14 protein-coding genes and 1 pseudogene are annotated in these 10,961 nt (G+C 69.3%); 9 read left to right on the top strand and 6 right to left on the bottom strand.

The genetic code is table 11. From position 1 onward, the window contains the following. Nucleotides 1-494 (top strand): PfkB family carbohydrate kinase (locus VE172_RS13675; protein WP_324802472.1); only part of this gene is annotated, 494 nt, incomplete at its 5' end. Here the strand turns inward: VE172_RS13675 and VE172_RS13670 are convergent. Further along, entirely contained in the window at nucleotides 491-1,321 is an 831-nt protein-coding gene (locus tag VE172_RS13670; RefSeq protein ID WP_324802471.1) for a helix-turn-helix transcriptional regulator, read from the bottom strand. The genes VE172_RS13675 and VE172_RS13670 overlap by 4 nt on opposite strands. A 101-nt stretch (nucleotides 1,322-1,422) precedes the next feature. On the opposite strand from VE172_RS13670, the pseudogene VE172_RS13665 reads away from it, so the two are divergent. Beyond that, nucleotides 1,423-2,127: pseudogene (locus VE172_RS13665) on the top strand (SDR family oxidoreductase); the annotation flags it as partial. On the opposite strand, the gene VE172_RS13660 reads toward VE172_RS13665, so the two are convergent. Next, nucleotides 2,097-2,756, bottom strand: a complete 660-nt coding sequence (locus tag VE172_RS13660) for a TetR family transcriptional regulator (RefSeq protein ID WP_349258370.1) — start codon at nucleotides 2,754-2,756, stop codon at nucleotides 2,097-2,099. The pseudogene VE172_RS13665 and the gene VE172_RS13660 sit on opposite strands and share 31 nt — an antisense overlap. 71 nt (nucleotides 2,757-2,827) lie before the next feature. Here VE172_RS13660 and VE172_RS13655 point away from each other — a divergent pair, with 71 nt between their 5' ends. The 3 genes from VE172_RS13655 (at nucleotide 2,828) to VE172_RS13645 (ending at nucleotide 4,701) form a co-directional block, all read left to right on the top strand. Next, nucleotides 2,828-3,049 carry a hypothetical protein gene (locus VE172_RS13655; protein ID WP_324802469.1) on the top strand — a complete coding sequence of 74 codons (222 nt, stop codon included), beginning with the start codon at nucleotides 2,828-2,830 and terminating at the stop codon, nucleotides 3,047-3,049. Beyond that, nucleotides 3,046-4,005 carry a quinone oxidoreductase family protein gene (locus tag VE172_RS13650; RefSeq protein WP_324802468.1) on the top strand — a complete coding sequence of 320 codons (960 nt, stop codon included), beginning with the start codon at nucleotides 3,046-3,048 and terminating at the stop codon, nucleotides 4,003-4,005. Before VE172_RS13655 ends, VE172_RS13650 begins: the two co-directional genes overlap by 4 nt. Nucleotides 4,006-4,149: 144 nt before the next feature. Continuing rightward, the gene (locus VE172_RS13645) at nucleotides 4,150-4,701 is read left to right on the top strand and encodes a TetR/AcrR family transcriptional regulator (RefSeq protein ID WP_324802467.1); all 552 of its coding nucleotides are present in this window, start codon (nucleotides 4,150-4,152) and stop codon (nucleotides 4,699-4,701) included. Here VE172_RS13645 and VE172_RS13640 read toward each other — a convergent pair. Further along, nucleotides 4,698-5,603 (bottom strand): 5'-3' exonuclease, encoded by a 906-nt coding sequence (locus tag VE172_RS13640; RefSeq protein WP_324802466.1) that lies wholly within the window; start codon nucleotides 5,601-5,603, stop codon nucleotides 4,698-4,700. The two genes, VE172_RS13645 and VE172_RS13640, sit on opposite strands and share 4 nt — an antisense overlap. Before the next feature lie 53 nt (nucleotides 5,604-5,656). Between VE172_RS13640 and VE172_RS13635 the strand changes: the two genes are divergently transcribed. Beyond that, complete coding sequence (locus VE172_RS13635) at nucleotides 5,657-6,778, top strand: M24 family metallopeptidase (RefSeq protein WP_324802474.1); 1,122 nt, start codon at nucleotides 5,657-5,659, stop codon at nucleotides 6,776-6,778. A 14-nt stretch (nucleotides 6,779-6,792) separates the two neighbouring features. Continuing rightward, on the top strand, nucleotides 6,793-7,938 hold the full coding sequence (locus VE172_RS13630; RefSeq protein ID WP_324802473.1) for an acyl-CoA dehydrogenase family protein: 1,146 nt from the start codon (nucleotides 6,793-6,795) through the stop codon (nucleotides 7,936-7,938). Here VE172_RS13630 and VE172_RS13625 read toward each other — a convergent pair. Then, nucleotides 7,935-8,378 (bottom strand): hypothetical protein, encoded by a 444-nt coding sequence (locus VE172_RS13625; protein WP_324802465.1) that lies wholly within the window; start codon nucleotides 8,376-8,378, stop codon nucleotides 7,935-7,937. The two genes, VE172_RS13630 and VE172_RS13625, sit on opposite strands and share 4 nt — an antisense overlap. 41 nt (nucleotides 8,379-8,419) lie before the next feature. Next, on the bottom strand, nucleotides 8,420-9,424 hold the full coding sequence (locus VE172_RS13620) for a saccharopine dehydrogenase family protein (protein ID WP_324802464.1): 1,005 nt from the start codon (nucleotides 9,422-9,424) through the stop codon (nucleotides 8,420-8,422). Between the two features lie 123 nt (nucleotides 9,425-9,547). Between VE172_RS13620 and VE172_RS13615 the strand changes: the two genes are divergently transcribed. Next, nucleotides 9,548-10,390, top strand: a complete 843-nt coding sequence (locus VE172_RS13615) for an AraC family transcriptional regulator (protein WP_324802463.1) — start codon at nucleotides 9,548-9,550, stop codon at nucleotides 10,388-10,390. 1 nt (nucleotide 10,391) lies between these two features. Here VE172_RS13615 and VE172_RS13610 read toward each other — a convergent pair whose 3' ends face one another. After that, complete coding sequence (locus VE172_RS13610) at nucleotides 10,392-10,796, bottom strand: DUF1761 domain-containing protein (RefSeq protein ID WP_324802462.1); 405 nt, start codon at nucleotides 10,794-10,796, stop codon at nucleotides 10,392-10,394. A gap of 46 nt (nucleotides 10,797-10,842) precedes the next feature. Between VE172_RS13610 and VE172_RS25460 the strand changes: the two genes are divergently transcribed. Further along, the coding region (locus VE172_RS25460; protein ID WP_414715100.1) for a winged helix-turn-helix transcriptional regulator at nucleotides 10,843-10,961 on the top strand (119 nt) is incomplete at its 3' end.

Raw genomic sequence — 10,961 nt, 5'->3', positions numbered from 1 at the left:
TGGTGGCCGCGGGCGCCAATGGCGCCGTCACGGTATCCGATGTGGACTCGTGGTCGTCGGCGATCGTCGCTTCGAACGTGCTGCTGTTGCAGTTCGAGCTGCCGCCGGAGGTGGTGCTGCGCGCCGCCCGCGTGGCGCACGACGCCGGGGTGATGGTGGTGGTGAACCCGTCGCCGTTCGCCGCGCCGCCGTCGCGGCTGTTGGCGGCGGCGGATGTGTTGGTGGTCAACGAGGGCGAGGCGGCCGCGCTGGGCGACGCTCGAGTGTCCACGGTGGTGACGCGCGGCGCGGGGGGCGCGTCGTGGGGCGACATCGCGGTCGCGGCGAAGGCGGCCGAGGTCGTCGACACCACCGGCGCCGGCGACGCGTTCGCCGGTGCGCTGGCGGCTCGCCTGGCCGACGGGGCGTCGCGGCGAGACGCCCTGGAGGCGGCGGTGGCGGCGGGAGCGTCCTGTGTGGCCCATGACGGGGCGCAGGGCTGGTTCTTCGGCTAACCGGCTATGGCCTGGGTGCCGATGACGCCCAGCAGCGCCAGCCGCTCGGCGTCGGGGGTGCCGGGTTCGGCGGTGTAGATCAGGATGCGCAGGTCGCTGCTGGCGACCTTGAGCAGGTCGCAGTCGAGTGTCATGGTGCCCACCGTGGGGTGGTCGATGGTCTTTTGGGTGACGGCTTCGCGGCCGGTGCCGCCGGACTCCCACAGCCGGGCGAAACGGTCGCTGCCGGCCGACAGCTCGTCGATCAGGCGGCGCAGCCGCCGGTCGGCCGGGTACCGGCGGGCGGCGGCGCGGAGCTCGGCGACCTGGTGGATCTCGAGCTCCTCGTGTTCGTGTGGGGGATAACGGAAGGGGCTGCCGGGGCCGATGAAGTTGCGCCACACCGCGTTGCGTTCCTTGCCGTGAAGTTCGCCCACCAGCGCGGTGTACATGGGGTTCGCCACCAGGAGCGTCCAGGTGGCGTCCGATACGGCCACGGGTGTTTCGGTGAGCCGGTCGAGCACGCGTTGCACGCTGGGCGTGATGTACGTGGGCACGGTTCCCCGCCCGGGCGGTAGCAGCCCGGCGGCGTGGAAGAGCTGCTCGCGTTCGGGCGCCGACAGGCGCAGGGCCCGGGCCAGCGCCTCCACGACCTGCCCCGACGGGTGGGTGGCGCGGCCCTGCTCCAGGCGGGTGACGTAGTCGACGGACACCCCGGCCAGCAGGGCGAGTTCTTCGCGCCGCAGTCCCGCCGCGCGCCGGTGCCCGCCGGTGGGGAGCCCGGCGGCCTCGGGGTTGGCGCGGTCGCGGAAGTGCCGTACCGCGCGCCCGAACTCGGTGGAGGCCATGGCGCCACTGTGCACTATCGCCGCGGGATCGTCCAGGTATTGCCAGTCCCAGGAACAGCAGGCGGCTGTTTGGCGCCGTCGATGTGTGCCACGGTGGGCGCATGTCAACGATTTTGATCACCGGAGCCAACAAGGGCCTGGGTTTCGAGACCGCCCGTCAGCTCCTCGCCGCCGGGCACGCCGTCTATGTCGGAGCCAGGGACGAAGGGCGGGGCCGCGCGGCGGCCGAGGCGCTGGGTGCCCGTTTCGTGCGGATCGACGTCACCGACGACGCGTCGGTGGGGGCCGCCGCGAAGTCCGTGGAGGCCGACGGCGGCCTTGACGTGTTGGTCAACAACGCCGGTATCGAGCTGCGCAACCCGGACAACTCGGTGCCCGGCGCGGGCGACCTGACCGCCGATGTGCTGCGGGAGTTGTTCGACACCAACGTCTTCGGGCTGGTGCGTGTCACGCACGCGTTCCTTCCGCTGCTGCGGCGCTCGTCGGCGCCGGTGGTGGTCAACGTCTCCAGTGGACTGGCTTCGCTGGCCCACCTCTCCGACCCCGATCACCCGGCCTTCGCGTACCCGGGCGTGGCCTATCCCGCGTCGAAGACGACCGTGAACATGCTCACGGTGCAGTACGCGAAGGCGCTGGGCGGGATGCGGGTCAACGCGGTGGAGCCGGGGTTCACCGCCACCGATCTGAACGGACATGCGGGAATCCAGACGGTGGAGCAGGGCGCGCGGATCATCGTGCGCATGGCGCAGGTCGGCCCCGACGGGCCCACGGGGACCTATGTGGATGCCAATGGTCCCTTGCCCTGGTTAGGCGTGTCGGCGGGACCGCAGACGATCTGTTCCAGGCAGTCGCGGAACAGGTCGTCGACGGTGCGGCCGGGTTGGAAGTACTCGGTCACGCCGGCCATCGCGGTGGGGTAGGCCGCGGCGTACGCGTCCATGTCGAAGCCGTCCAGGGCGTCGGGGTCGGGGCGGCCGGCCTGTTCCTCCAGGACGTAGCCGACGGCGAAGCGCAGCACCGTCAGCACGGTCAGGCGGGCCCGCCGCAGGGCAATGCCCCGCCCGACCAGTGTGCTCATCGCCAGTTCGGAGATGGCGGCCATCTTGAGGGACAGCTGGGAGGCCGCGATGACCCTGGCCCCGTCGGGGTGGGCCACCAGGGCGCGGCGCAGCCGCGCGACCAGCCCGATCAGCCAGTCCTGCCAGCGCTCCTGCGGCGCGGGCGGGTCGAGCTCGGGGAACTGCTGCTCCAGGATCGCCTCGGCGATAGCGGTGACCAGCGCCGCCTTGTTCGGGAAGTGCCAGTAGAGGGTCGGCGAGCGTACGCCGAGCCGGGTGGCCAGTTTGCGGGTGGTCACGCCGTCGAGGCCCTCGGCGTCCAGTAGCGCGACGGCCTCGGTGACGATTCGCTGCTTGTCCAGAGCCAATTCCGGCACCTCCCTCCCGACTCTATCAGTGATAGAATTCCCTATCAGTGATAGAGACTCGTATGCCTGAGGAGGCAACGATGAGACACCAACACGCGCTGCGCGACCTGCTGCACGGGGCGACCCACCGCGTTCCGGGGGTTCCCGCGCACGCCGAGCGGTCGACCGGGCACCAGGGCCGGGCCCGACGCCACCACCGTTCGCACCGGCACGGGGTCAACCACTCCGCTGCCCGTCCGCCGCGGGTCCTGGCGGCGTGGCAGGCGCGGATCGCCCGCCTGTTCGGGCAGGACCCGGGATGAAGGCGGCGGTGCTCCACGAGGTCGGCGGCATCCCGGGCTACGAGGACTTCCCCGATCCGGTGGCCGGGGACGGCGAGGTGATCATCGACGTCAAGGCGGTCGCCGTGGAGAACGTCGACAAGGCGATCGCGGCGGGCACACACTACGCCGGCGAGAAGTACAACGGCCGGTTTCCGGCGATCCCCGTCTTCGACGGCATCGGCGCCCTCCCGGACGGCACGCTCGTCGGGTTCGGCAACATCCGCCCGCCCTACGGCGCTCTCGCCGAGAAGACCGTGGTGCCCGACGGCTCCTACATGCCGATTCCCGAGGGCATCGACCCGGCGGTGGTGGCGGTGATGGCCTCGGCGGTCACCGCGATGTCGATGAGGACGGCCGCGGGTTTCGCTCCCGGGGAGACGGTGCTGGTGCAGGGCGCCACCGGGGTGGCCGGGAGGCTCGCGGTCAAGGTGGCCCGGCTGCTGGGCGCCGGTCGGATCGTCGCCACCGGCCGCGACGACGACCAGTTGCGGGAGGTGCGGGCCCTCGGGGCCGACACGGTCATCAACACCGCGGTCACGGACGAGGCGCTGACGCGGGCGTACCTCGACGCCAAGGGGGAGGGCTACGACGTCGTCGTGGATTACCTGTGGGGCAGGCCGAGTGAGATCCTGCTGCGCGCCCTGGTGCCGCGGTCGTTCGCGTTCGGCAGGCCGACCCGGGTGGTCCAGATCGGCGAGTCGGGCGGCACCGAGGTCGCCATCGCGGGGTCGAGTCTGCGCACCTCCGGCGTGGAGATCTACGGCGCGGCCAAGGGCCTGGACCCGCGGACCATGGAGGAGGTGTACCAGCAGGTCGTGGCGTGGACGCGCTCCGGGGAGCTCACCTTCGAGGTGGAGAGGGTCCCGCTGAGCGACATCGCGATCGCTTGGCAGCGAACCGATCTCAGGGGCAGGCGGCTCGTCGTGACGCCATGAACCTGGGTAGAAGTACAATATATATCGAGATCAAGGCATTCTGCCTTCACAACCACCACTCACCCTTCCGGTACTCGTCCGCACCGACCGAGAAGGCCCTCCCGTTTCGATACTGTGAGTAGCACAATTGGGTATGCTGTCGCGATGACGACTGCACCCAAGTCCCCCGGTCGGCCGCGCTCCAGTGTGGATGCGGAGGTGTTCGCGGCGACGCTGCGCACGGTGGAGGAGCTGGGCTACACCCGCGCGACGGTGGATCGGATCGCGGCGGCCGCCGGGGTGGCCAAGACGACCATCTATCGGCGCTGGCCGACCAAGGGCGCCTTGATCACCGCGTGCCTGGTGGACGCGTTCGGTCCGCCGTCGCTGGCGGGCGAGACGCGCGAGGAGCTGCTGGCGGAGACGATTCGCTGGACGGCGGCCAAGGTCGCCGAGCCGGGCCTGGGCGCGGCGTTCGCGGGCGTGTTCACCGACGCGGTCAACGATCCGGGACTGCGGGGATTGCTGTCGACCCGGTTCCAGGCGCCCTATCTGGCGGCGCTGCGCGACGCGTTGGGCGAGTCGGACCGCACGGTGCTGTTCCTCATCGATGTCGTGGTGGGCACGCTGCTGCACCGCATGGGGATGACGGGTGAGCCGATGGCCGACGCCGATGTCGAGGCGCTGGTGGCGATGACGCGGGGCGTGCTCAGCTAGCCGACAGTGCACAGTGCCTGGGTGAGGCGGCCCATCGGACCAGACAGTCCATATTGTTCGGTGAGTGCGGCGAGCGCGTCGGGGTCGTGGGGTTTCAGGGGGATGGTGGCGGTGGTGGTGTCGGCGGGGGCGTCGGTGGCGGTGCGTACGACGGTGGGTGCGGCTTTGAGGTAGTCGGTGGCGTCGGTGATGGCGGTGCGTTGGCGGGGTTTGAGGGTGGATTGTGGGTCGGTGGCGGCGTTGATGATTCCGTTGAGGTCGTGGTGTTGGTTGATGAGGGTGGCGGCGGTTTTGTCGCCGATGCCTTTGACGCCGGGGAGGCCGTCGGAGGGGTCGCCGCGGAGGATGGCGTAGTCGGCGTATTGGGCGGCGGTGACGCCGAAGCGTTGGGTGATGGCGGTGTCGTTGTAGGTTTCGGCTTTGGCGATGCCGCGTCCTGTGTAGATGACGGTGATGTGGCGGGTGTCGTCGACGACTTGGAAGAGGTCGCGGTCGCCGGTGACGACGGCGACGGGTTGGTTGGCGCCGGCGGCGAGGGTGGCGAGGACGTCGTCGGCTTCGTAGTTGTCGGCTCCGGTGGTGGGGATGCCCCAGGTGGTGAGGAGTTGTTTGATGATGGCGACTTGGTGGGGGAGGGCTTCGGGTTCTTCTTCGCTGGTGCCGTCGGCGGCGAGGCGGTGGGTTTTGTAGGTGGGCAGGGCGGCGACGCGCCAGTGGGGGCGCCAGTCGTTGTCGATGGCGCAGGCGAGTTGGGTGGGGTGGTGGTCGCGGATGAGGGTGGCGAGTGCGTCGATGAAGCCGCGGATGGCGTTGGTTTGGGTGCCGTCGGGGGCCTTGAGTGAGGAGGGTAGGCCGTAGTAGGCGCGATACCACAGTCCGGGGGCGTCGACGAGCATCAGCATGTGGTCAGCCTGCCATATCGGGCGCCTGAATAAGCGTTAAGCTCGCTGTCGTGATGACTGTGGCTCAGGAAGAAGCGCGGGGTCGGATCGCGGCGGCGCAGGCGGGTTGTGCGGCGGCGGGGTTTGATGCGTTGGTGGTGACTCCGGGTGCGGAGTTGCGGTATTTGACGGGGTATGCGGCGTTGTCGTTGGAGCGGTTGACGGCGTTGGTGGTGCCGGCGCGGGGTGAGGCGTTTGTGGTGGTGCCGCGTTTGGAGGCGGCTGCGGCGCGGGCGGCTGGTGTGGACGGGGTGGTGCCCATGGTGGATTTCGCGGATGGGGAGGATGCGTATGCCTTGGCGGTGGGGCGTTTGTCGCGGGAGTTGGGCGGGGTGCCTGGGGTGTTGGCGGCGTCGGATCGTTTGGGGGCGGCGCAGTGGTTTGAGTTTGGGCGGATGGTGCCGGGGGTGGAGTTGGCTTTGGCGTCGGTGGTGGTTTCGCCGATGCGGATGGTGAAGTCGGATTTCGAGGTGGGGGAGTTGGCGCGGGCGGGTGCGGCGATTGATCGGGTGCATGCGCGGGTGCCGGGGTGGTTGCGTCGGGGTCGTTCGGAGGCGGAGGTGGCGGCCGATGTGGCGGCGGCGATTGTGGAGGAGGGGCATGCGGGTGTGGAGTTCGTGATCGTGGCGTCGGGGCCGAATGGGGCTTCTCCGCATGCGGCGGTGACGGATCGGGTGTTGGGTGAGGGGGATGTGGTGGTGGTGGATATCGGTGGCGTGGTGGATTCGGGTTATGGGTCGGATTGCACGCGGACGTATTGCGTGGGTGAGCCGCCGGCCGATTTTGTTGCCTACTATGGAGTGTTGCGGGAGGCGCAGGCGGCCGCGGTGGCGGCGGTGCGCCCGGGGGTGAGTGCACAGTCGGTGGACGCGGCGGCGCGGGATGTGTTGACGGATGCGGGTTTTGGGGACAATTTCATTCACCGTACGGGCCACGGGATCGGTTTGGATGGCCACGAGGAACCGTACATTGTGGCCGGTAATGGCACGGTGTTGGAGCCGGGGATGGCGTTTTCGATCGAGCCGGGTGTGTATGTTCCGGGTCGGCATGGGGCGCGTATCGAGGACATTGTGGTGTGTACGGCCGATGGGGTGCGGCGTCTCAATACCGGTGATACCGGTCTGGTCTGCGTGTAGGGATTGTCGTGGCGATGTTGGTTGATCGTTTTCTCCCGTCCGACGAGGCTTACGCCATTGTGGATCTTGCCCGGCGGGTGGCGGACGCCGAGCTGGCTCCGCGCGCCGACGACTTCGAGGCCCGGGGCGAGTTTCCGCGCGATGTGTTGCGCACCTTGGGTTCGGTGGGCCTGTTGGGGCTGCCGTATCCGGTGGAGCTGGGCGGCGGCGGCCAGCCGTACGAGGTGTACGTGCAGGTGTTGGAGGAGCTGGCGTACCGGTGGCTGACGGTGGCCGAGGCCGTCAGCGTTCACACCCTGGCGTGTCACGCGGTGGCGAACTTCGGCACCGATGAGCAGCGCGGCGAGTTTCTGCCGGGTCTGGTCGCCGGGGATCGGTTGGGTGCCTATTGTTTGACGGAGCCGGGTGGGGGTTCGGATGCGGCGGCGTTGACGACGCGGGCGCGGCGGGATGGTGATGGTTTCGTCGTGGAGGGGACGAAGGCGTTCATCACGCACGCGGGGGTGGCGGATTTCTATACGGTGTTCGCGCGGACCGGTGGTGCGGGTGCGGCGGGGATTTCGTGTTTCTTGGCCGAGGCGGGCGAGGGGATCGCGGCGGCCAGGGGTGAGTCGAAGATGGGTTTGTCGGCGTCGCCGACGGGTCAGGTGGTGTTCGATGGCGCGCGGGTGGGTGCGGGGCGTCTGATTGGTGGGGAGGGTGCGGGTTTTTCGATCGCGATGTCGGCGTTGGATGCGGGCCGGTTGGGGATCGCGGCGTGTGCGGTGGGTTTGGCGCGTTCGGCGTTGGATTTCGCGGTGGAGTATGCGCGTCGGCGTCGCCAGTTCGGTGCGGCGGTCATCGATTTTCAGGGGGTGGGTTTTTTGTTGGCTGATGCTTCGGCTCAGGTGGAGGCGGCTCGGGCTTTGGTGGTGCACGCGGCGCGGTTGCGGGATGCGGGCGCGCAGGGTGCGGGTGTGATGGCGGCGCGGGCGAAGTTGGTGGCCTCGGATGTGGCGATGCGGGTGGCCACGGACGCGGTGCAGGTGTTGGGCGGGTACGGGTATGTGTCGGATTTCCCGGTGGAGCGGTGGTTTCGGGAGGCGAAGGTGTTGCAGATCGTGGAGGGTACGAATCAGATTCAGCGTCTGGTGATCGCCCGGGCGTTGGCGAAGGGTTAGACGTCGGCGGTGGCGCGGGTGAGGGCGTCGGCGAGGTAGGCGTCGATGTCGCCGGGGCCCGACAGCATGTGGCGGTGGAAGGCGGCGCGTTCGTGCATGACGACGGGCAGTTCCCACACGCAGCCGGTGACGGGGCCGCTGGTGCGGGCGAAGCCGCCTGCGTCTCCGGTGGCGGTGCGGCAGTGGACGAGGCCGTGGCCGCGCCAGCTGTAGGCGTTGAGGTGTGCCTGGGTGGGGCTGGTTTGGTGGAGGACGGTGACGGTGGCGTGGGGTTCGCCGGGTGTGAAGGCGGGCACCAGGTGGGGGACGTAGCGGTAGGCGGCTTCGGCGATGCCCGGCGGCATCGGGGTGGGGTCGGCGCACAGGTGGTAGCGCTTGATGGTGCGCCCGGCGATGATGATGGGGGCCAGGTGGTGGGCGAACCGTTGGTCGAGGGTCATGGGGCCACGGTAAATCGGTGGTGTGACAGCGCGGTGTTCCATCACGTTTCCACGGCCCACCGTGCCCCGTGTTCGGTCAGGAATCCCAGGAACGATTCGGGGTCGAACGCCTGCGATGGTGCCAGCACTCCGGGCTTCGCGCCGTCGGCGGCGAGGCGGCGGGCCGCCTCCACCGCGATGACCGCGGTGGTCGCGTAGCCGTCGCGTCCCTGGACGGTCCCGCGTACGGCGCCGCCGTCGTTCGTCGCCTCCACCGCGATCGTCCAGGTCGATGCCGCGCGCTGCGCCTGGTCGGGGCCTTCGGGCAGCGCGTCGATGGTGGCCGGGTCGATGCCGTTTTTGAGGGCGTCGAAGGATCCGCCGAGCAGGCCCTCCATGCGGGTGACGTCGGTGTGGCGGGGCACGGTGGCCACCGGTGGCAGCGCGGCCTTGCCGACCGTTGTTGGCGTGTTGGAGCCGGGGAAGGTCAGTACGGCGCGGCTGGCGTCGCCGTAGGTCGCCCACTGTCCGTGTTCGTAACGCAGGGCCCCGTCGAACAGTGCCGTCGGGTCGAGTGAGCGCAGTGTGCCGCGGGAGAAGCCGCCGCCGCGGTACCACAGCGCGACCGTCATGGAGGCTTTGGGCCCTGCTGTGGAGCCGGCGAGGTGGCTGATGAAGTCGCTGGGTCCTCCGTCGTCGGCCATGGCCGGAACGATGGTCACGTCGGTGTCGGCGAAGGTCGCGAACACGTCCTGTATGTAGTGCTGTTCGCCGGTGGTGTCCACGTAGTGGGCGCCGGCGGCGATGGCGGCGCGGATGACCGGGGGTCCTAGGCGGGTGAACGGGCCCGCGGTGTTGATGACCGCGTCGGCCCCGGTGAACGCGTCGCGCAGGGCCTGGTGGTCGCCGATGTCGGCGAGGCGTGTGGCGAATCCCGTGCCGGTGGCGGCCGCGCGCAGGCGCGCCGGGTCGCGGCCCACCAGGACTGCGTCGATGCCGCGGCGTGCGAGTTCGGCGACGGCGAGGCGGCCGGTGAATCCGGTGGCGCCGTTGATGGCGATCTTCATTGTTTGTCTCCTTGTCGGTGGGGAGACCAACGTTATGGCGGTGGGGCTGGACGGTCCATGCCGTGGAGTCCGTGGTTCATGTTCGATCGTCCGGTGTGGCGGATGTGGGGTTAGGCTGCTGTGGTGGATGTGCTCAGCGACGCGGTGACGACGATGCGGGTGGGGCGTCCGCACTCGCGCCGCACCTTTTTTACCGCGCCCTGGAGCACCCGTTTCGCCCCGATGGATGGCGCGGGCTTTCACGTGGTGCTGGCCGGGTCCTGTCGTTTGATGCCGGAGGGCGGCGAGCCGTTGCGGCTGTCCACCGGTGACATCGTGTTCCTGCCGCGCGAGCCCGGTCACGCGCTTACCGACGATGGGGGCAGTGCCATCACCGAGCTGTTGTGCGGCGCCTATGTCCTGGACCGTTGCCGTGCGCATCCCCTGCTCGGCGATCTTCCCGACATCATTCACCTGCCCGCGCACGTCGGCCGCCACGCGCGCCTGCGCACGGCGGTCGATCTGCTGGGTGCCGAGCTCGCCGAACCCGGGCCGGGGTCGAGTGCCAGCGTGTCGGCGTTGCTCGATTTGCTGCTTTTGTACATGCTGCGGTCGTGGTTTGCCGAGCGTCGCGCGCAAGGGGCCACCGGTTGGCCCGCCGCCCTGGCCGATCCCGCCGTCAGTGCGGCCTTGCGCGCGATGCACGCCGAGCCCGCCGCGCCGTGGACGGTGCGCTCGCTTGGTGAACGGGCGGGCCTGTCGCGCACGTCGTTGGCCGAACGGTTCGCCGCGCTTGTCGGGCGCCCGCCCGTGGCGTATCTGACGTGGTGGCGGATGACGCTGGCCGCCCGCTACCTCAAGGAGGGCGGCGCCCCGCTGGCGTCGGTGGCCCGGCGCTGCGGCTACTCGTCCGAATTCGCGTTCGCCAAGACCTTCAAGCGGGAGTTCGGTGTGTCCCCCGGTGTGTTCCGTAAGCGGTCCGACTGACCTACAGCAGTCCGATCACCAGGGCCATGCCGAGGAACAGCGCCAGTTGGTAGGCGCCGTTGATGGCGGTGAGTTTCGGTGGTTTCAGTTCGAAGGCGTTGTGTTGCAACAGTGTGGTCGCCGAAAACGCCAGCCATGCGGTGCCGCCGACGAGTAGCGCCAGCCATACGGAGTCGTTGTTGAGGGCCGCGGCTGCGGTCGGGATGGCGGCGGCCAGTCCGAGGGCGGTGATGGCGTTGGCGATGAGGAGTTGGGCCATGTTGCGTTTGCTGGCCTTTTTGGAGTCTTCGGGGGGTATGCCCGTCAGCGTCTGCCAGGCGGCCAGAAAGATCTTGCCGTACCACGCCATCGCTATGGCCGTGCCGACCACGAATGCGAGGCCCGCGGCCGGGTAGTTGATGTCCATGAGGCGTCTCCTTGATCAACGAGGGAAGTTGATATAATCAACTGCGATGGAGAATGTCAAGCGCCCTGGTGGTCGTTCCTACGGGCAGTTTTGCGGCCTGGCGCGGGCCCTGGATGTCGTGGGCGACCGCTGGAACCTGTTGATCGTGCGCGACCTGCTGGCCGG

This window comes from Stackebrandtia sp., from assembly GCF_035643755.1.
Lineage (GTDB): Bacteria > Actinomycetota > Actinomycetes > Mycobacteriales > Micromonosporaceae > Stackebrandtia.
Note: the sequence above shows the minus strand (reverse complement) of the source record. Positions and strands in the feature narration are given on the sequence as shown.

Bases quoted from the DNA above. Each gene is read 5' to 3' on its own strand.
- VE172_RS13670 (WP_324802471.1), bottom strand. From the start codon at position 1,321: ATGGCCTCCACCGAGTTCGGGCGCGCGGTACGGCACTTCCGCGACCGC.
- VE172_RS13655 (WP_324802469.1), top strand. From the start codon at position 2,828: ATGAGACACCAACACGCGCTGCGCGACCTGCTGCACGGGGCGACCCAC.
- VE172_RS13650 (WP_324802468.1), top strand. From the start codon at position 3,046: ATGAAGGCGGCGGTGCTCCACGAGGTCGGCGGCATCCCGGGCTACGAG.
- VE172_RS13645 (WP_324802467.1), top strand. From the start codon at position 4,150: ATGACGACTGCACCCAAGTCCCCCGGTCGGCCGCGCTCCAGTGTGGAT.
- VE172_RS13640 (WP_324802466.1), bottom strand. From the start codon at position 5,603: ATGCTGATGCTCGTCGACGCCCCCGGACTGTGGTATCGCGCCTACTAC.
- VE172_RS13635 (WP_324802474.1), top strand. From the start codon at position 5,657: ATGACTGTGGCTCAGGAAGAAGCGCGGGGTCGGATCGCGGCGGCGCAG.
- VE172_RS13630 (WP_324802473.1), top strand. From the start codon at position 6,793: ATGTTGGTTGATCGTTTTCTCCCGTCCGACGAGGCTTACGCCATTGTG.
- VE172_RS13625 (WP_324802465.1), bottom strand. From the start codon at position 8,378: ATGACCCTCGACCAACGGTTCGCCCACCACCTGGCCCCCATCATCATC.
- VE172_RS13620 (WP_324802464.1), bottom strand. From the start codon at position 9,424: ATGAAGATCGCCATCAACGGCGCCACCGGATTCACCGGCCGCCTCGCC.
- VE172_RS13610 (WP_324802462.1), bottom strand. From the start codon at position 10,796: ATGGACATCAACTACCCGGCCGCGGGCCTCGCATTCGTGGTCGGCACG.